Origin of the sequence: Clavibacter zhangzhiyongii (genome assembly GCF_014775655.1) — a bacterium.
In the GTDB taxonomy this organism is placed as follows: Bacteria; Actinomycetota; Actinomycetes; order Actinomycetales; family Microbacteriaceae; genus Clavibacter; species Clavibacter zhangzhiyongii.
This window is the reverse complement of the sequence record NZ_CP061274.1, coordinates 2,942,274-2,959,027: the sequence shown is the minus strand read 5'-3', so window position 1 is coordinate 2,959,027 and position 16,754 is coordinate 2,942,274. Positions and strand designations below refer to the sequence as shown.

Genomic DNA, 16,754 nt, shown 5'->3' with positions numbered 1-16,754 from the left:
CCCACGATGAAGCACGTGGCCCGGCTCGCGGGCGTCGGCATCAAGACGGTGTCGCGCGTGGTCAACGGCGAGCCGAACGTCTCGCCCGAGATGACCGAGCGGGTGCGCGCCGCCGTCGAGCAGCTGCAGTACCAGCCGGACATGCACGCGGGGAACCTGCGCCGCGCGGACCGCCGCACCGGCACGCTCGGCCTCCTCGTCGGCAGCGTCGCCAACCCGTTCTCGGGGGCGCTGCACCGGGCCGTGGAGGACGTGGCCCAGGAGCGTCGCGTCGCCGTCTTCGCCTCGAGCCTCGACGACGATCCCGCCCGCGAGCGCTCGGCCGTGGACGCGTTCCTCGCCCGCCGCGTCGACGGCCTCATCCTCACGGCCATCGCGCCGAGCCAGGCCTACCTCGGGATCGCGCTCGACCGCGGCACGCCCGTCGTCTTCGTCGACCGCGTGCCCGCGGGCATCTCGGCGGACGCGGTCATCACCGACAACGCCGACGGCGTCACCCGGGCGGTCGCGCACCTCGCGGACCAGGGGCACCGCCGCATCGCGTTCCTCGGCGACCGGCCGGAGATCTTCACGGCCCGCGAGCGCGAGCGCGGCTTCGTCGAGGAGATGACGCGGCGCGGGCTGCCCGTGGTGCCTGGCCTGGTCCTCGACGGCGCGCACGACGAGCACGTGGCCGAGGGGCTCGCCGAGCGGCTGCTCGCGCTGCCCGAGCCGCCGACCGCGATCGTCAGCGGGCAGAACCTCATCACCATCGGCGTCATCGCGGCCCTCCGCCGGCACGGCGCCCAGCGGCGCATCGCGCTCGTCGGCTTCGACGACCTCCCGATGGCCGCGCTGCTGGATCCCGCCGTCACCGTCATCGCGCAGGACCCGTCCCGCATCGGCCACGCCGCCGCGGAGCGCGTCTTCGCCCGGCTCGACGGCGACCGGGGCCCCGCGGAAACCGTCGTCGTCCCCACCACGCTCATCGTCCGAGGCTCCGGAGAGGTCCCCCGCCATGCATGACCAGCCCATCGTCGTCGTCGGCGACGCCCTCATCGACCTGCTGCGCGAGGACGGCGAGGAGCAGGCCTTCGTCGGCGGCGCCGCCCTCAACGTCGCGGTCGGGCTCGCGATCCTCGGCCACCGCGTGCAGCTCATCGCGATGGTCGGCGACGACGAGCACGGGAGCCGCATCCGCGCGGAGCTCGACGCGCACGGGGTCGAGCTGCTCGCGACCGTCGGGCCCTCGGGATCCTCCGTCGCCGTGAGCGAGCGCGAGGACGGCGAGCCGCGGTACGCGTTCAACGAGGCCGCGTGGAACCGGCGCGTGCGCATCGGCGAGGCGGAGCGCCGGGCGCTCGACGCGGCCTCGCTCGTGGTCGTGAGCTGCTTCCCCTACGACGACGCGGAGCAGGCCGACGAGCTGCTGGCCGCCGTGCGGGATCCGCGCGACCGCCTCCTGGTGGACCCGAACCCGCGCGCCGGCATGCTGCACGACGCGGCCAGGTTCCGCGCCGGCTTCGCGCGGGCGGCGGCCGAGGCGCTGCTGGTGAAGATCGGCGACGACGACGCCGAGCTGCTGGGCCTCGGAGAGCTCGCCGACGCGCGCGCCGAGCTGCACCGCGCCGGCAGCCGCCTGGTGCTCGCGACCGCGGGCGAGCACGGCGCGTCCGTGCAGCTCGAGGGCGGCGAGGTGGTGGAGGCGGGCATCACGGCGGATCCGCGGCCCGTCGTCGACACCATGGGCGCCGGCGACGCCTCGCTCGCTGCCGCGGCCGACGCCATCGCCCGTCGCGGGGCGCCGCGCACGCCCGAGGAGGGCGAGGCGATGCTCCGCACCTGCATGGCGATCGCCGCGGCCACCTGCCGCGAGCACGGCGCGCTGCTGCGGATGCCGACGGCCTGAGGCGGGCGGGGCGCGCCGACACGGTGCGTCGAGCGCGGGGTCAGCGGGCGAGCGCGAGGGCCAGCGCGGCCAGGCCGGCGCACGCGGTGAGCGCCGCCACGAGCGCGGGGAGCGCGCCGCCGGGGAGGGCGACGGGGCGATGCGGGCCATCGGCGGCCGCGGTGAGGATCCGGTGCACCCGACGGTAGCGGAGGTGGGCGGTCGTGAGCACGGCCAGGGCGGCGAGCACGCCGGCCGCCGCGACGACGAGGCCGGCCGGGCCGAGGAGCGCCGGCAGCGCGCGCAGCCCGAGCAGGGATCCGACGACGAGCGCGAGCGCCGTCCGCCGCCACGCCAGGGCCGTGCGCTCGGGCTGGAGGCCGGGGTCGAAGGGATGCTCGGCGGCACCGGACGCGCTCACGCGGTGAGAACCCCCAGCAGCACGAGCACCCCGGCGACGACCACCGCGATGCCGAGCGGCAGCGACAGGCCGGCGGCGGGCAGCGGGCGATCCAGCCGGAGGGCGCGCTCGACGCGCATCCAGCCGATCCACGCCTGGGCGGGCGCCGCGATGCCGGTGACGATGAGCACGATCGAGGCCGCGAGCCGGAACCCCGGCTGCAGCCCGAGGGCGAGCGCCTCGAGCGCGACGCCGCCGGCGAGCAGGGCGAGCGAGGTGCGGATCCACGCGAGGAACGTGCGCTCGTTCGCGAGCGTGAACCGCACGTCGGGCTCGGCGCCCTCGCGGTAGACGCGGCGCGGGAAGCGGCGGTCGGGGGCGGTCATGCGGCGGGACGGCGCAGGCGCGGCACCGCGGCGGGCTGGGGCATGCGCCCATTCTCGCGGGATCCGGCGCGAGCGGCGTCGACGGATGCCCGGTGCCGCCGCTCGATCGCCTGCCCCGCGTACGACGCCGCGACGATGAGCGCCGCGCCGACCGCGCCGACCGGCCCGATCGCCTCCCCGGCCACCACCACGCCGACGAGCAGCGCCCACACCGGCTCGGTGCCCATGAGGATGCTCGCGCGCGACGCCGACGTCCGCCGCACGGCCCAGAGCTGCACCGCGAACGCGAACAGCGAGCACAGCACGCCGAGGAAGAGGACCCCCGCCCAGCCCCGGGCGTCGAGCGACGCGGCCGCCGCGGGCAGGTCGGGCCCCGCCATCGCGGAGAAGATGGCCGCGCAGACGCCCATCTGCACGAGGACGACGCCGAGGGATCCCTCGCTCCGCCCGCGCGTGAGGTGCCCGCTCGCCGTGACGTGCACGGCCCGCACGACCGCCGCCGCGATCACCAGCCCGTCGCCCGGGGTGGGCGCGCGCAGCCCGCCCTCGGAGACCAGCAGCGCGACGCCGACCACGGCCGCGACCGCCGCGACGAAGTACGACCGGGGCAGCCAGGCGCGCGACGCGGCGCCCTCGAGCACGGGCGTCATCACGAGCGCCAGGCTGATGAGGAGGCCCGCGTTGGTGGCGCTCGTGAGGTGCACGCCCCACGTCTCCAGCCCGATGACCGCGGCCTGCGAGCAGCCGAGCGCCGCCGCGATGAGGAGGCCGCGGCCGCGCGGCAGCCGCTCGCGCCGGGCCAGGCAGACGAGGCCGGTCGCGACCATCGCGACGAGGAAGCGCAGCGCGACGGCCGCGGGCACGCCCGTCTCCGCCGCGAGGTCCTTGGCTGCGAGGAAGCTCGCGCCCCAGACCGCCGCGACGGCCAGGAGCAGCAGGTCGACGACGGGCTCGCGGCGGGTGGGGGAGGCCATGTCCCCACTGTCCGGCAGTCGACGCGGAAGATCGACGGGCATCGTCTTCATCGATGCGTTAGACAGTGCTCATGGATCCCGCCCGCCTCCGCCTCCTCCGCGAGCTCGGCGACCGGGGCAGCGTCGCGGCCGTCGCGGTGGCGATGCACGTGAGCGCATCCGCCGTCTCGCAGCAGCTCGCGGCGCTGCAGGCCGGCGTCCCCGTGCCGCTGACCGTGCGGCGCGGCCGGCGGCTGGCGCTCACGGAGGCCGGGGAGGCGCTCGCCGCCGCGTCGGTGCGCGTCGACGAGGCGCTCGCCGCGGCGCGGGAGGCGGTCGGCTCCTTCCTCGCGCACGACGACCGGGCCGTCCGGGTGTCCGCGTTCCACAGCGCCGGGCTCGCGCTCTTCGGGCCGCTGCTCGCCGAGCTGGCCGGTGCGGAGGGGCCCTGCACGCGCGTCGCGCTCGCGGACGCCGACGTTGCGCAGGGCGACTTCGCGGGCCTCACCGCGGATCACGACCTCGTCGTCGCGCACCGCCTCCCGCACGACCCGCCGTGGCCGACCGCGCGGCTCGTGGTCGTGCCGCTCCTGGTGGAGCCGCTCGACGTCGCGCTGCACGCCGGGCATCCGCTCGCCGCGTCCGCGGGGATCACGCCGGAGGAGCTGCGCGACGAGCGGTGGATCTCCACGCACACGGGCTTCCCGCTCGCCGGCGTCCTCGAGCACCTCGGCGCGCTGAGCGGTAGCGCCCCGCGGATCGTGCACCGCGTCAACGAGTTCTCGGTGGCGGCGCAGATCGTGCGGACCGGCGACGCCATCGCCGTGATGCCCCGCACGACCGCGGCCCCGCTCGCGGTCGACGGGATGGTGCTGCGGCCGGTGGTCGGCGCCACCCTCGTGCGTCACGTCGACGTGCTCGCCCGCCCGGACGCGCTCGCGCAGGCGCCCGTCCGCGCGGTGCTGGCGGCGCTGCGGCGGGTGGCGGACGCCGCGGCCGATGCCGCCGGGCGGACCGACGGCGCCTGACGCGGCGTGCGGTGCCGGACGGGCGTGCCGCGTCAGCCGCCGATCCCCTCCAGCTCCGCGAGCGCGTCCTCCGGCAGCCGGATCCGTGCGCCCGCGACGTTCTCGCGCAGGTGCTCCACCGACGACGTGCCCGCGATGACGAGCACGTTCGGCGACCGCTGCAGCAGCCAGGCGAGCGCGACCGGCAGCGGCGCCGAGCCGAGGTCGGCGGCCACGCGCGCCAACGTCTCCGACTGCAGCGGCGAGAACCCGCCGAGGGGGAAGTACGGCACGTAGGCGATGCCGTCGGCGGCCAGCTCGTCGACGAGCGCGTCGTCGTCGCGGCGGGCCAGGTTGTAGTGGTTCTGCACGGACACGATGGGCGCGATGCGGCGGGCCTCGGCGACCTGCGCGGGCGTCACGTTGCTCACGCCGAGGTGGCGGATCAGCCCCTCCTGCTGCAGCTCGGCCAGGGCGGTGAACGGCTCCTCGACGGATCCGTCGGTGGGGCTGTCGAAGGCGCCGACGCGGAGGTTCACGACGTCGAGCACGTCGAGCGTGAGGTGCGTGAGGTTGTCGTAGACGGCCTGGCGGAGCTCGGCGGGGGTGAGCGCCTGCGGCCAGCGGCCCTTCGCGTCGCGGAGGCTCCCGACCTTGGTGACGATGTGAAGGTGCTCCGGGTACGGGAACAGCGCCTCCTCGATGAGCGCGTTCGTGTGGCCGGGCCCGTAGAAGTCGGCCGTGTCGATGTGCGTGATCCCGAGCGCGACCGCCTCGCGGAGCACGGCGCGGGCGGCGTCGGGATCCGCGGGCGGGCCGAACACGCGCGGCCCGGCGAGCTGCATGGCGCCGTAGCCGAAGCGCGTGACGGTGAGGTCGTCGGCGAGGGGGAAGAGCCCTCCGGGCAGGTCGGTGGACATGGCGATCCTCTCGGGTGGGCGGTCCGCCCACTCTCCCGCGGCCGGGCGCGCCGGCGGCCGCACTCGCAGGAGCCCGTGAGCGGATCCGCGCGTCGGCGGATCCGCCCGTCGCCTCACCGCCGCCGCATCACCATGCCCGCGTGGTGCAGCACCCCGTCGACGAAGACGCCGTCGGCGCTGAACCCGGTGTCGTCGCGGTACGCGATGCGATCCCCGTCGACCTCGTAGGCGCCGGTGTACGCGGCCTCGCGGGTGCCGCGCGCCTCCACGTAGCGGCCGTCGGCGCGCAGCTCCTGGCGGACGCGGCCGTCCGCCGTGCACCAGAGGCCCAGGTGCGCGGTCATCGCTGCGCCGCCGGGCGCACGGTGATCTCGTTCACGTCGACCTCCGCGGGCTGCCCGACCGCGAAGGCGACGGCCGCGGCGATGCTCGACGCGGGGATCGCGCCGGCCCGGTACGCGACCATCGCCTCGCGGGCGTGCGGGTCGGTGATCGAGTCGGCGAGCTCGCTCTCGGTCACGCCCGGGCTGACGGTCGTGACGCGGATCCCCGCGGGCGACTCGATGCGCAACCCCTCCGTGATCGCGCGGGCCGCGTGCTTCGTGCCCGAGTACACGGCGCTCGTCGCCGGGACCTCCCGGGCGGCGATGGACGCGATCGTCACGAGGTGGCCGGACCCCTGCCGCGTGAAGTGCGGGAGGGTCGCCGCGATGCCGTGGAGCAGCCCCATCACGTTGACGTCGACCATGCGGCGCCACTCGGGGAGGAGGCCCGCGTCGAGGCGGGAGAGCGGCATGACGCCCGCGTTGGCGACGAGGACGTCGAGGCGCCCGTGCTCGGCGACGATCGCGTCGACCACGGCGCGGTGGGCCTCGGCGTCGACCACGTCGAGCTCGACGGCCTGGGCGGATCCGCCGGCCGCGGTCAGCCGGGCGACGAGCGCGTCGAGGCGGTCCCGGCGGCGGGCGGCGAGGACGACGTGGTGGCCGTCGGCGGCGAGGCGCTCGGCGGTGGCAGCGCCGATCCCGCTGCTCGCTCCGGTGATGAGGGTGATGGTGGGGGTGTCGTGTGCGGTCATGTCCTCCAGCCTCGGCCTCCGGATCCGCCCGCCGAGGGCCGCGGCGTGCCCGGGTGCGGTGCACCCACCCATCCGCGCGCCCGCCGACCTAGGGTCGGGGCATGAACCACGACCTCGGCGACTACCTGCGCGCCCGCCGCGCGGCGACCCGGCCCGAGGACGCGGGCTTCCCCTCGGGCGGCCGCCGCCGCGTCGCGGGCCTCCGCCGCGAGGAGGTCGCCGTCGCCGCGGGCATGAGCGCGGACTACTACATGCGCCTCGAGCAGGGGCGCGAGACGAACCCGTCGCCGCAGGTGCTCGACGCGCTCGGGCGCGTCCTCGGGCTCGACGACGACGGGCGCCTCCACCTCTTCCGGCTGGCCGGGCTCGCCCCCGCGCCGGCCTCCTCGAGCGCCTCGTCCGAGCGCGCGGATCCGGAGCTGCTGGCGCTCCTCGACTCCTGGCCGGAGCATCCGGCGCTCGTGCTCGGCCGCGCCTACGACGTGCTGGCCGCCAACACGCTCGGTCGTGCCCTGTTCGCGAGCGCCGCGCACCGCGGCAACCTCGCCCGGATGCTGTTCCTCGATCCGGACGCCCGCACGCTCTGGGCGGACTGGCCCGCGGCGGCCGCGGCGACCGTCGCGGGGCTGCGCCTCGCGGAGGGGCAGGCGCCGGACGACGCGCGCCTCCGGGCCGTCGTGCGGGAGCTGACGGCGGCGAGCCCCGAGTTCGCGGCCCTCCGGGCGACGGGGGACGCGCGGAGCAAGCGGCCCGTGCGGAAGGGGTTCCTGCACCCCGAGGTCGGCCCGCTCGACCTCCGCGCCCACGCCTTCGACGTGCGGGCCGCGCCGGGGCAGGAGCTCGTCGTCTACCGCGCGGAGGCGGGGTCGGCGAGCGCCGAGGCGCTCGCCCTGCTCGGGTCGCTCGCGGCCACGCGCGCCGCCTCCCGCTGAGGGCGGCGGATCCGCGGCGCCCCTAGGAGGCCGCGCCCGGCGCCGTCTGCGCCGCCGGGTGCGCCCGCCGCGTGGCGAGCACGCGCGAGAACACGAGCACGAGCAGGCCGGCGGCAGGGATGAAGATCAGGCCGTACCGGAGCGACGACGCGTCCGCGATGGCGCCGACGACGGGCGGCGAGACGAGGAAGCCGACGCGCAGCAGCCAGCCGACGATCGTGAGGCCGGTGCCGGGCTTGAAGCCGGGCAGCTCGTCCGCCGCCTGCATGGCCGCGGGGATGAGGGTCGCGACGCCGAAGCCCGCGACGCCGAAGCCGACGATCGTGCCGACGATGCTCGGGAACGCGAGCGCCCCGCCCATGCCGAGGAGCACGAGCACGCCGCCGAGGCGGGCGATGGCGCGCTGGCCGAAGCGGTCGACCATGCGGTCGCCGAGCATCCGGCCGATGAACTGCATGCCCTGCAGCGAGATGAAGCCGAGGCCCGCGACGAAGGCCGACGAGCCGAGGTCGCGCGAGAGGTAGATGGCCGACCAGGTGCTGCCGGCGTCCTCGACGATGGCGCCGCCGGAGGCGATGATCACGAGCGCGAGCAGCACGCCGTACTTCGCGACGAGGCCGAGCGCGCGCGGGGAGGCGGCGCGCGCCACGTCGCCCTCGGGATCCGGCGCGTGCGCGTGGGCGGCGCCGCCCTCGCCGGGCTCCGGCTCCGGGCCCTTCAGCAGCCACATCAGCGACAGCACCGCGAGCGCGCTGAACAGCACGGCCGAGATGGAGAGGTGCACGGCGAGCGGCAGGCGGATCTGCGCGGCGGCCGCGCCCATGATCCCGCCGGCGACCGCGCCGATCGACCAGACCGCGTGGAACGAGTTGATGATCGACCGCCCGTACAGCCGCTGCACCCGCAGCGCGTGCGAGTTCTGCGCGACGTCGGTGATGGAGTCCATGGCGCCCGCGAGGAACAGCGCGCCCGCGAGCACGAGCCAGCCGGGCGCGAGGCCGGCCAGGAGGATCCCGACGGAGGCCACCACGGTCGCGGCGACCGCCACGCGCGCGGAGCGGTACCGGCGGATGAGCACTCCCGCCGCGAGCCCCGCGATGAGCGCGCCGAGCGGCGACGCGGCGACCGCGGCCCCGAACTCGACGTTGGCGAGCCCGAGCTCCGCCTTGATCGACGGGTAGCGCGGCAGCAGGTTCGCGAAGATCGCGCCGTTGGTGAAGAAGAGGATGCCGACGGCGACGCGGGCGCGGCGGACGTCGCGGGTCGGGGCGGGCGTGGGCGACAGCGTCGGCGCGGACGGGGAGGGCATCGTCGGTCTCTCTCTGGCCGGGTGGCGCCGTGGCGCGAGGCGGGTCGGCGCCGATCCCTCGGCTGCCGGGACAAGCCTAGGGTCGGCGGGATGCCAGCGGGGACGTGTCCTCGGTGACGTCCATCACGAGGTCCATGAGGGGCACGAGCCGGGCGCTCACCTCGTGCCCGAGCTCGGTGAGCCGGTAGTCCACCCGCGGCGGGATGGTGGGCTGCGCCTCGCGGAGGACGAGTCCGTCGTCGGCCAGCGTGCGGAGCGTCGAGGCGAGCATCTTCTCGCTGATCCCCTCGACCTCGCGCCGCAGCTCGCCCCAGCGCCGGGACCGCTCGCCGAGCGCGAGCAGCACGAGCACGCCCCACTTGCTGGTGATGTGGTCGAGCAGGGTGCGCGACGGGCAGTTCGCGGGGTAGCGGCCGTCGGTCACGCCGGGCCGGTCGCGGGTCACCCGGAAGCTCATCTGCGTCACATCGCACAACTTACCAGAAGGTGGGTACCTCCCTGTGGGAAGGTACTCGGCGACGGAGTCGTTGACCCCGGCGTACCGCTCCTCCTCCCGACTCGAAAGGCATCCCATGACCATCGTCGTCACCGCCGCCACCGGCCGCCTCGGATCGCGCATCGTCGCGTCCCTCCTCGCCCGCGGCTACGCCGCCTCCGACGTCCTCGCCACCGCGCGCCGCCCCGAGGCCCTCGCCGACCTCGCCGCGCAGGGCGTCCGCACCGCGCGCCTCGACTACTCCGACGCCGAGAGCGTCGCCGCCGCGATCCAGCCCGGCGACACCCTCGTGCTCGTCTCCGGCAGCGAGGTCGGCCAGCGCGTGCCGCAGCACACCACCGTCATCGAGGCCGCGACGGCCGCGGGCGTCGGCCGGATCCTCTACACGAGCGTCCTCCGCGCCAGCACGACCGAGCTGTTCATCGCGGGCGAGCACAAGGCCACCGAGGAGGTGCTGGCCGCTTCGGGCGTGCCCGTCACCCTCCTCCGCAACGGCTGGTACACGGAGAACTACGCCGGCACGGTCGACTCGGTGAAGCAGTCCGGCGCGCTCCTCACGAGCGCGGGCGACGGCCGCGTCGCGAGCGCCACCATCGCCGACTTCGCGGAGGCCACCGCCGTCGCGGCCATGGACGACTCGCTCGCCGGGCAGACCCTCGAGCTCGCGGGCGACGAGCGCTGGACCCAGGGCGACCTCGCCGAGGCGATCTCCGGCATCACGGGCCAGCCCGTCCCCGTCTCGCAGGTCCCCGGCGAGGAGCACGCGCGCATCCTCGGCGAGGCCGGCCTCGACGAGGGCACCGTCGGCTTCGTCGTGGGCCTCGACGCCGCGACGGCCGCCGGCCAGCTCGACGACGAGACGGGCGACCTCGCGCGCCTCCTCGGCCGTCCCACCACCCCGCTCGCCGAGGGCCTCCGCCAGGCGGTCGCCGGCGCCTGATCCGCCGCGCCGCCCGCACGCGACGACGGCCCGTCCCCTCGCGGGGCGGGCCGCCGTCGTGCCGGCGGGATCAGCCGAGCGCGTCCCGCATCCGCCGGATCCCGTCGGGGCCGACCCGGCAGCAGCCGCCGACGAGCGACGCGCCCGCCCGGATCCACGCGTCGACGGACGGCAGCGCCGGGTCGCCGCGCCAGCCGCGGGCGACCGCGTCCCAGCGCTCACCCGAGTTCGGGTAGACCACCACCGGCCGGTCGGTGACGCCGCGGGCGGCGGCGATCGCGGCGGGCACCTCCTCCGGGTGCGCGCAGTTGATCCCCACGGCCACGACCTCGTCGGCCTCCTCCGCGAGGCGGAACCCCTCCGCCATCGGCTCGCCGGAGCGCAGGCGCCCGTCGGCGACCGTGAACGCGAGCCAGGCGGACGCGCCCGAGCCGCGCGCGAGGTCCACGAGCGCGCGGCCCTCGTCGAGGCTCGGGATGGTCTCGCAGGCGAGGAGGTCGGCGCCCGCGTCGGCCAGCACGGCGAACCGGGGCGCGTGCCAGCGGCGCAGCTCCGCGCGGGTGAGGCCGCTGGATCCCGCGTACTCGGAGCCGTCGCCGAGCGTCGCGCCGTACGGGCCGACGGACGCGGCGATCCACCGGTCGCGCGGCGCCCCGGCGTCGTCGCGCGCGACCTCGTCCCGCGCCTCGGCCGCGAGCCGCACGCTCGCGCGCAGCAGCGCCTCCGTCTCGGCCGCGCCCCGGCCGCGCGCCGCGAAGGCCGCGAAGCCCACCTGGTACGACGCCGTGATCGCGACGTCCGCGCCCGCGCGGAAGAACTCCGCGTGCGCCGCGCGGATCGCGTCGGGCTCGTCGGCGAGCACGCGGGCGCTCCAGAGCGGATCCGAGAGGTCGTGCCCGCGCGCCTCCAGCAGCGTGCCGAGCCCGCCGTCGAGCACCAGCGGGCGGTCGGGGAGGGGGAGCGGCCGGGTCATGCGCACATCCTGCCGGAGCCGGGCGTCGCATCCGCCGACCGCGACGCCCCGCGACGTCACCCGCCCGTCGTGCGCCGGCGGGTCCGCGTCGCGTCGCGTCCCGGGTACCGTGGACGCGACGGTGGGAGTCCCGATGAAGGATGACGACGACGTCGACCTGGTGATCGACGCGTGGGGTGCGGCCATGCCCGACGTCGACTTCGCGCCGCTCGACGTGGTGTCGCGGCTCCGGCGCCTGCTGCCGCAGATGCAGCGGATCCGCGAGGGCGCGTTCGCCGCCGAGGGCCTCACCACGAGCGAGTTCGAGTTCCTCTCCGTGCTCCGCCAGCAGGGCGACGCCGGCCTCACGCGCGCCGCGCTCGCCGAGCGGCTCGGCACCGACACGGGCAGCCTCGTGCACCGGGTGAACCGGCTGACCGCGCGCTCCTTCATCACGCGCGAGGAGGATCCGGCGGGCGGCCGCAGCCGGCTCGTCGTCCTCACGCCGTTCGGCATCGAGCGCGTCGACCGCGCGATGCGCCGCCTCGTCGCCGACGAGGACGAGGTGCTCGCCGACCTCAGCCGCGAGCAGATCGCGACGCTCATCGACAGCCTGCGGGTCATCGCCCGCACCACCGAGCGGGTCCGCGCGCGCCGCAGCTGACGCGCCCGCCGCTGCGCCGTGGCCGTCCGGGTCGCACGGAGGTCGGCCGGAGCACGATGGATCCATGGCCGACACCGATCGCATCCCGCCCGCCGTCCTCTTCGACATCGATGAGACCCTCATCCACACGGGCGGCTCCGGCGCCCGCAGCTGGGCGATGGCCTTCCGCGACCTGCACGACGTGGAGGCCGACATCGGCGAGCACTCGTCGGCGGGGGAGACGGATCCGCAGGTCGGCGCCGCGACCTTCCGCGGCGTGATGGGCCGGGATCCGCAGCCCGCCGAGCTCGCGCGCCTCTACGCCTCCTACCTGCGCCACCTCGCCGACGACATCCGCGTCTCGGAGGGATACCGCGTGCTCGACGGCGCCGAGGCGCTGCTCGACCGGCTCGCCGACGCGGGCGTCGTGCTCGGCGTCGTCTCCGGCGCGATGGAGGGCGCGGCCCGCACGAAGATGGAGCCCGCGCGGCTCGGCCGGTTCTTCGTGTTCGGCGCGTACGGATCCGACTCGCCCGACCGGGTGGACGTCGTGCGCCGCGCGATCGCCACCGCCGGCATCCTGCGCGGCGCCGAGCCGCGGCGCGAGGAGGTGCTCGTCGTCGGCGACACCCCGAACGACGTCACGTCCGCGCACGACGCGGGCGCCACCGCGGTCGGCGTCGCGAGCGGCCACTACTCGGCCGCCGAGCTCCGCGACGCGGGGGCCGACCTCGTGCTCGACTCCCTCGAGGATCCCGCGCTGGAGCGGCTGCTCGGGCTCTGACCGACGGCGGCCGCCGCTGCCGCCGCCCCGCGCGCTAGTCGGTCCCGCGCAGCCGCGCGACCGTGTGCATCACGTGGTAGATCACGATGGCCGCGACGGTGCCGAGCGCGATGCCGTTGAACGAGACGGTGCCGAGCGTGAAGGTGAAGGGCGCGATCGCGACGATGAGCGCGGTCGCCGCCGTCAGCTGGTTGACCGGCTTCGAGAAGTCGACCCGGTTGTCCATCCAGATCTTCACGCCGATGATCCCGATGAGGCCGTAGAGCGCGGTGGTCACGCCGCCGAGCACCCCGGCGGGGATCGTGTTGATGACCGCGCCGACCTTGGGGGAGAGGCCGAGCAGCACGGCGAACGCGCCGGCGACCCAGTACGCGGCGGTCGAGTAGACGCGGGTGGCCGCCATCACGCCGATGTTCTCGCCGTAGGTCGTGGTGCCGGATCCGCCGCCGAGGCCCGCGAGCACGGTCGCCAGGCCGTCGGCCAGGAGCGCGCGCCCGGTCAGCTTGTTGACCGAGCCGTCGGTCATCTGCGCGACCCCGCGGATGTGGCCCACGTTCTCGGCGACGAGCACCAGCACGACGGGCAGGAACGCGGGCAGCAGCGCCCAGAACTGCGGCGTGATCTCGGGTGCGTGGAACTCGGGCAGCCCGATCCACGCGGCCGACTCGATCTTCGAGAAGTCGATCTCGCTGCGGATCGCGGCCACGACGTAGCCGACGACCACGCCGAGCACGATGGAGAGCCGGCCGAGGATCCCGCGGAACAGCACTGTGGAGAGGATCACGGTCGCGAGCGTGATGGTCGCCGTCACGGGCGCCACGACGAAGTTGTCGCGCGCCGCCGAGGCCAGGTTGAAGCCGATGAGCGCGACGATGGCGCCGGCGACGACGGGCGGCAGCAGCGCGTCGATCCAGCCGGTGCCGGTGACCTGCACGATGCCGCCGATGACGGCCAGCAGGATCCCGACCGCCACGATGCCCGCGAGCGCCGCGCCGATGCCGCCGCCGCCCGCCGCCGTCGCCGCGTTGGCCGCGAGGATCGGCGCGATGAACGCGAACGACGACCCGAGGTAGCTGGGCAGCCGGTTCTTGGTGATGAGGAGGAAGAGGAGCGTCCCGATCCCGGAGAAGAACAGCGTGGTCGTGGGCGGGAAGCCCGTGAGGACGGGCACGAGGAAGGTCGCGCCGAACATCGCGACGACGTGCTGCATCCCGAGCCCGATGGTGCGCGGCCAGGTGAGGCGCTCGCCGGGGCCGACGACCGCGGAGGCGTCCACCGCCTTGCCGTCGCCGTGGAGGGTCCAGATCTGTCGGGCCATGCTCGCCTGCTTCCGCGCGGGTGTGTGGGGAGACGCCCCGATCCGCGAGCGTACCGACGCCGTGTTGCGGCGGCGTTTCGCGCTGCGGATCCGACGCGATCGGCTTCAGCTCCGGCGGACGGCCACCCGGTTCGCGATGCCCCACACGGCGACGAGCACGAGCATCTGCCCGGCGATCCACCAGTCGACGTCGCCCATCAGCGTGCGGACGAGGAACGTGCCGCAGGAGAGGAGGAGCGCCGCGACGCCGACCGCGGCGAACCCGCGCTGGGCGAGCTGCCGGTCGCGTTCGTCGCGGTACTCGAGCCCGTTCACCCGGGTCTCGTCGCTCACCCCCGGCTGCGCCGCGACGACGGCCTGGATCAGGAAGATGACGGTGATGACGGCCATGGAGATAGCGCGGTCCGCGTGCCCGGCGACGAGCAGGACGAGGGCGGACAGCGCGAACACGGTCCCGATGAGCACGTTCACGCGGGAGATCCCGCGGCGTTCAGTCGTCCTCGACATGGAAGACCTCCTCGACGGTCTGGTGGAAGAAGCGCGCCGTCCGCACGGCGAGCCCGAGCGACGGGTCGTAGCGTCCCGTCTCGATGGCGTTGATCGTCTGGCGGGAGACACCGAGCGCGTCGGCGAGGGCCTGCTGGGAGAGGCCGGCCGCCGTCCGGAGTTCCCTCACCTCGCTGCGCATGGGTGACAAGCTAGCTTTACGTCGCGGGGGTGTCAAGGGTGCTTTACACCGCTCCCGGCGCGGGCCGGGCGAAGGCGCATAGGCTCGTGCGCATGAGCGCCGAGACACCTCCGACCGGGATCCGCACCGACGAGCTGGACGAGGGGGTCAGGCCCCAGGACGACCTCTACCTCCACGTCAACGGCCGCTGGCTCGAGCGCACCGCGATCCCCGACGACAAGGCCCGCTGGGGCTCGTTCCACCAGCTCGCCGAGGCCGCCGAGGAGGCCGTGCGCGTGATCATCGAGGAGGCCGTCGACGCCGCGCCCGGCACCGAGGAGCGCAAGTTCGGCGACCTCTTCACGAGCTTCATGGACGAGGAGCGGGTCGAGTCGCTCGGCGTCGAGCCGATCCGCGACCAGCTGGACGAGGCCGCCGCCGTCACCGACGTGCCGACCTTCCTCGCGACCCTCGGCCGCCTCGAGCAGAGCAACGTGAGCGGCCTCCTCGGCCTCTTCGTCGACAACGACCCGGGCGATCCCGAGCGCTACGTCGTGCAGGTCGAGCAGGGCGGCCTCGGCCTCCCCGATGAGAGCTACTACCGCGAGGAGGGCCACGCGGCCGTCCGCGACGCGTACCGCGCCTTCGTCGAGCGCATGCTCGGCCTCGCGCAGCTCGACGACCCCGCGGGGCGCACCGACCGGATCCTCGACCTCGAGACCCGCCTCGCCGCGGCCCACTGGGACAACGTCCGCACCCGCGACAGCCAGGCCACCTACAACCTCGTCTCCTGGGCCGAGCTCCGCGACGTCGTCGCGAAGGCCGCCGGCGCCGACCTCGACGTCTGGCGCGACGCCCTCGAGGCGCCCGCGGCCGCGCTCGACGAGGTCGTCCTCCGCCAGCCGAGCTTCGCCGAGGGCACGGGCGCGCTGCTCGCCGACGCCGAGGTGCCCGCGCTCCGCGACTGGCTCACCTGGCAGGTCGTCCGCTCCAACGCGGCCCTGCTCCCGAAGGCGTTCTCGGAGGCGTCCTTCGACTTCTACGGCCGCACGCTCACGGGCGCGCCCGAGCAGCGCGTGCGCTGGAAGCGCGGCGTCTCGCTGGTCGAGGGATCCATGGGCGAGGCCATCGGCCGGATCTACGTCGACCGCCACTTCTCCCGCACCGCGAAGGCCGAGATGGACGTGCTCGTCGGCCACCTCGTCGAGGCGTACCGCGACTCCATCTCCGGCCTCGACTGGATGACCGCGGAGACCCGCGGGCGGGCGCTGGAGAAGCTCGACAGGTTCACCCCGAAGATCGGCTTCCCGGACAGGTGGCGCGACTACTCGGCGCTCGAGATCGACCCGACGGATCTCGTCGGCAACGTGCGCGCGACCGCCCGCTTCGAGACGCGCCGCGAGCTCGCGAAGATCGGCGCCCCGCTCGACCGCGACGAGTGGTTCATGACGCCGCAGACCATCAACGCGTACTACAACCCGGGCTTCAACGAGATCGTGTTCCCGGCCGCGATCCTGCAGTTCCCGTTCTTCGACGAGGCGCGCGACCCGGCCGCGAACTACGGCGCGATCGGCGCGGTCATCGGCCACGAGATCGGCCACGGCTTCGACGACCAGGGCTCGCGCTACGACGGCGACGGCCGCCTCACCGACTGGTGGACCCCGGCCGACCGCGCGGCGTTCGAGGAGCGCACGGCGTCGCTCATCCAGCAGTACGACGCCCTGGTGCCGGCGCAGCTCACGGGCGACGGCGCGCCGCACGTCAACGGCGCCCTCACCATCGGCGAGAACATCGGCGACCTCGGCGGCCTCTCCATCGCGTGGAAGGCGTACCTCCTCTCGCTCGAGGGCGCGGAGCCGCCGGTGATCGACGGCCTGACGGGAGCTGCGCGCTTCTTCCTCTCCTGGGCGCAGGCCTGGCAGCAGAAGGGCCGCGACGCCGAGGTGATGCGCCTGCTCGCCATCGACCCGCACGCGCCGAACGAGTTCCGCTGCAACCAGATCGTCCGCAACATCGACGCGTTCTACGAGACGTTCGACGTGCGGCCGGGCGACGGCCTGTGGCTCGACGAGGAGGCCCGCGTCACCATCTGGTGACGCGCC

20 protein-coding genes are annotated in these 16,754 nt (G+C 75.4%); 8 read left to right on the top strand and 12 right to left on the bottom strand.

All coding sequences use genetic code 11. The features are described from left to right. Window positions 1-6 precede the first annotated feature (6 nt). Window positions 7-1,005: a LacI family DNA-binding transcriptional regulator gene (locus tag H9X71_RS14085; RefSeq protein WP_244961659.1), complete on the top strand. Its 999-nt coding sequence runs from the start codon at window positions 7-9 to the stop codon at window positions 1,003-1,005. After that, on the top strand, window positions 998-1,888 hold the full coding sequence (locus tag H9X71_RS14080; RefSeq protein ID WP_191147629.1) for a carbohydrate kinase family protein: 891 nt from the start codon (window positions 998-1,000) through the stop codon (window positions 1,886-1,888). Before H9X71_RS14085 ends, H9X71_RS14080 begins: the two co-directional genes overlap by 8 nt. A gap of 40 nt (window positions 1,889-1,928) precedes the next feature. On the opposite strand, the gene H9X71_RS14075 is transcribed toward H9X71_RS14080, so the two are convergent. From H9X71_RS14075 to H9X71_RS14065, 3 genes are read right to left on the bottom strand one after another with little or no spacing between them, the layout of a single operon-like run. Beyond that, complete coding sequence (locus tag H9X71_RS14075) at window positions 1,929-2,288, bottom strand: DUF202 domain-containing protein (RefSeq protein ID WP_191147628.1); 360 nt, start codon at window positions 2,286-2,288, stop codon at window positions 1,929-1,931. Continuing rightward, the gene (locus H9X71_RS14070; RefSeq protein WP_191147627.1) at window positions 2,285-2,653 is read right to left on the bottom strand and encodes a YidH family protein; all 369 of its coding nucleotides are present in this window, start codon (window positions 2,651-2,653) and stop codon (window positions 2,285-2,287) included. The genes H9X71_RS14075 and H9X71_RS14070 overlap by 4 nt, the downstream gene beginning before the upstream one ends. Next, a complete protein-coding gene (locus tag H9X71_RS14065) occupies window positions 2,650-3,627 on the bottom strand; it encodes a DMT family transporter (RefSeq protein ID WP_191147626.1) in 978 nt (325 codons plus the stop codon). The genes H9X71_RS14070 and H9X71_RS14065 overlap by 4 nt, the downstream gene beginning before the upstream one ends. 71 nt (window positions 3,628-3,698) lie before the next feature. Between H9X71_RS14065 and H9X71_RS14060 the strand changes: the two genes are divergently transcribed. After that, window positions 3,699-4,634, top strand: coding sequence for a LysR family transcriptional regulator (locus tag H9X71_RS14060; protein WP_191147625.1), 936 nt, complete (start codon window positions 3,699-3,701; stop codon window positions 4,632-4,634). Between the two features lie 32 nt (window positions 4,635-4,666). On the opposite strand, the gene H9X71_RS14055 is transcribed toward H9X71_RS14060, so the two are convergent. The 3 genes from H9X71_RS14055 to H9X71_RS14045 form a co-directional block, all read right to left on the bottom strand. Next, window positions 4,667-5,533, bottom strand: a complete 867-nt coding sequence (locus H9X71_RS14055) for an aldo/keto reductase family oxidoreductase (protein ID WP_191147624.1) — start codon at window positions 5,531-5,533, stop codon at window positions 4,667-4,669. Between the two features lie 113 nt (window positions 5,534-5,646). Further along, entirely contained in the window at window positions 5,647-5,877 is a 231-nt protein-coding gene (locus tag H9X71_RS14050; protein WP_191147623.1) for an Atu4866 domain-containing protein, read from the bottom strand. Beyond that, a complete protein-coding gene (locus tag H9X71_RS14045; protein ID WP_191147622.1) occupies window positions 5,874-6,611 on the bottom strand; it encodes an SDR family oxidoreductase in 738 nt (245 codons plus the stop codon). The genes H9X71_RS14050 and H9X71_RS14045 overlap by 4 nt, the downstream gene beginning before the upstream one ends. A 101-nt stretch (window positions 6,612-6,712) precedes the next feature. Here H9X71_RS14045 and H9X71_RS14040 point away from each other — a divergent pair, with 101 nt between their 5' ends. Beyond that, the gene (locus H9X71_RS14040; RefSeq protein ID WP_191147621.1) at window positions 6,713-7,543 is read left to right on the top strand and encodes a helix-turn-helix transcriptional regulator; all 831 of its coding nucleotides are present in this window, start codon (window positions 6,713-6,715) and stop codon (window positions 7,541-7,543) included. A 22-nt stretch (window positions 7,544-7,565) separates the two neighbouring features. On the opposite strand, the gene H9X71_RS14035 is transcribed toward H9X71_RS14040, so the two are convergent. Both H9X71_RS14035 and H9X71_RS14030 read right to left on the bottom strand, forming a co-directional pair. Further along, window positions 7,566-8,852, bottom strand: a complete 1,287-nt coding sequence (locus H9X71_RS14035) for an MFS transporter (RefSeq protein WP_191147620.1) — start codon at window positions 8,850-8,852, stop codon at window positions 7,566-7,568. Window positions 8,853-8,928: 76 nt separating this feature from the next. After that, window positions 8,929-9,309 (bottom strand): winged helix-turn-helix transcriptional regulator, encoded by a 381-nt coding sequence (locus H9X71_RS14030; RefSeq protein WP_191149206.1) that lies wholly within the window; start codon window positions 9,307-9,309, stop codon window positions 8,929-8,931. Between the two features lie 115 nt (window positions 9,310-9,424). On the opposite strand from H9X71_RS14030, the gene H9X71_RS14025 reads away from it, so the two are divergent. Beyond that, a complete protein-coding gene (locus tag H9X71_RS14025; protein ID WP_191147619.1) occupies window positions 9,425-10,288 on the top strand; it encodes an SDR family oxidoreductase in 864 nt (287 codons plus the stop codon). A gap of 70 nt (window positions 10,289-10,358) precedes the next feature. Here the strand turns inward: H9X71_RS14025 and mmuM are convergent, their stop codons facing one another. Then, a complete protein-coding gene (gene mmuM, locus H9X71_RS14020; RefSeq protein ID WP_191147618.1) occupies window positions 10,359-11,261 on the bottom strand; it encodes a homocysteine S-methyltransferase in 903 nt (300 codons plus the stop codon). Window positions 11,262-11,394: 133 nt separating this feature from the next. On the opposite strand from mmuM, the gene H9X71_RS14015 reads away from it, so the two are divergent. Then, on the top strand, window positions 11,395-11,904 hold the full coding sequence (locus tag H9X71_RS14015) for a MarR family winged helix-turn-helix transcriptional regulator (protein ID WP_191147617.1): 510 nt from the start codon (window positions 11,395-11,397) through the stop codon (window positions 11,902-11,904). Between the two features lie 64 nt (window positions 11,905-11,968). Further along, window positions 11,969-12,667: an HAD family hydrolase gene (locus H9X71_RS14010; protein ID WP_191147616.1), complete on the top strand. Its 699-nt coding sequence runs from the start codon at window positions 11,969-11,971 to the stop codon at window positions 12,665-12,667. A 34-nt stretch (window positions 12,668-12,701) separates the two neighbouring features. On the opposite strand, the gene H9X71_RS14005 is transcribed toward H9X71_RS14010, so the two are convergent. The 3 genes from H9X71_RS14005 to H9X71_RS13995 all read right to left on the bottom strand — a co-directional run bounded on the left by H9X71_RS14005 (window position 12,702) and on the right by H9X71_RS13995 (window position 14,673). Continuing rightward, window positions 12,702-13,985, bottom strand: coding sequence for a uracil-xanthine permease family protein (locus H9X71_RS14005; RefSeq protein ID WP_191147615.1), 1,284 nt, complete (start codon window positions 13,983-13,985; stop codon window positions 12,702-12,704). Between the two features lie 105 nt (window positions 13,986-14,090). After that, window positions 14,091-14,492 (bottom strand): hypothetical protein, encoded by a 402-nt coding sequence (locus H9X71_RS14000; protein WP_191147614.1) that lies wholly within the window; start codon window positions 14,490-14,492, stop codon window positions 14,091-14,093. After that, complete coding sequence (locus H9X71_RS13995; protein ID WP_191147613.1) at window positions 14,476-14,673, bottom strand: helix-turn-helix transcriptional regulator; 198 nt, start codon at window positions 14,671-14,673, stop codon at window positions 14,476-14,478. The genes H9X71_RS14000 and H9X71_RS13995 overlap by 17 nt, the downstream gene beginning before the upstream one ends. A gap of 92 nt (window positions 14,674-14,765) precedes the next feature. On the opposite strand from H9X71_RS13995, the gene H9X71_RS13990 reads away from it, so the two are divergent. Next, entirely contained in the window at window positions 14,766-16,748 is a 1,983-nt protein-coding gene (locus H9X71_RS13990) for a M13 family metallopeptidase (protein WP_191147612.1), read from the top strand. Window positions 16,749-16,754: the final 6 nt, after the last annotated feature.

Bases quoted from the DNA above. Each gene is read 5' to 3' on its own strand.
- H9X71_RS14085 (WP_244961659.1), top strand. From the start codon at position 7: ATGAAGCACGTGGCCCGGCTCGCGGGCGTCGGCATCAAGACGGTGTCG.
- H9X71_RS14080 (WP_191147629.1), top strand. From the start codon at position 998: ATGCATGACCAGCCCATCGTCGTCGTCGGCGACGCCCTCATCGACCTG.
- H9X71_RS14070 (WP_191147627.1), bottom strand. From the start codon at position 2,653: ATGACCGCCCCCGACCGCCGCTTCCCGCGCCGCGTCTACCGCGAGGGC.
- H9X71_RS14065 (WP_191147626.1), bottom strand. From the start codon at position 3,627: ATGGCCTCCCCCACCCGCCGCGAGCCCGTCGTCGACCTGCTGCTCCTG.
- H9X71_RS14060 (WP_191147625.1), top strand. From the start codon at position 3,699: ATGGATCCCGCCCGCCTCCGCCTCCTCCGCGAGCTCGGCGACCGGGGC.
- H9X71_RS14055 (WP_191147624.1), bottom strand. From the start codon at position 5,533: ATGTCCACCGACCTGCCCGGAGGGCTCTTCCCCCTCGCCGACGACCTC.
- H9X71_RS14050 (WP_191147623.1), bottom strand. From the start codon at position 5,877: ATGACCGCGCACCTGGGCCTCTGGTGCACGGCGGACGGCCGCGTCCGC.
- H9X71_RS14045 (WP_191147622.1), bottom strand. From the start codon at position 6,611: ATGACCGCACACGACACCCCCACCATCACCCTCATCACCGGAGCGAGC.
- H9X71_RS14040 (WP_191147621.1), top strand. From the start codon at position 6,713: ATGAACCACGACCTCGGCGACTACCTGCGCGCCCGCCGCGCGGCGACC.
- H9X71_RS14035 (WP_191147620.1), bottom strand. From the start codon at position 8,852: ATGCCCTCCCCGTCCGCGCCGACGCTGTCGCCCACGCCCGCCCCGACC.
- H9X71_RS14030 (WP_191149206.1), bottom strand. From the start codon at position 9,309: ATGAGCTTCCGGGTGACCCGCGACCGGCCCGGCGTGACCGACGGCCGC.
- H9X71_RS14025 (WP_191147619.1), top strand. From the start codon at position 9,425: ATGACCATCGTCGTCACCGCCGCCACCGGCCGCCTCGGATCGCGCATC.
- mmuM (WP_191147618.1), bottom strand. From the start codon at position 11,261: ATGACCCGGCCGCTCCCCCTCCCCGACCGCCCGCTGGTGCTCGACGGC.
- H9X71_RS14015 (WP_191147617.1), top strand. From the start codon at position 11,395: ATGAAGGATGACGACGACGTCGACCTGGTGATCGACGCGTGGGGTGCG.
- H9X71_RS14010 (WP_191147616.1), top strand. From the start codon at position 11,969: ATGGCCGACACCGATCGCATCCCGCCCGCCGTCCTCTTCGACATCGAT.
- H9X71_RS14005 (WP_191147615.1), bottom strand. From the start codon at position 13,985: ATGGCCCGACAGATCTGGACCCTCCACGGCGACGGCAAGGCGGTGGAC.
- H9X71_RS14000 (WP_191147614.1), bottom strand. From the start codon at position 14,492: ATGTCGAGGACGACTGAACGCCGCGGGATCTCCCGCGTGAACGTGCTC.
- H9X71_RS13995 (WP_191147613.1), bottom strand. From the start codon at position 14,673: ATGCGCAGCGAGGTGAGGGAACTCCGGACGGCGGCCGGCCTCTCCCAG.
- H9X71_RS13990 (WP_191147612.1), top strand. From the start codon at position 14,766: ATGAGCGCCGAGACACCTCCGACCGGGATCCGCACCGACGAGCTGGAC.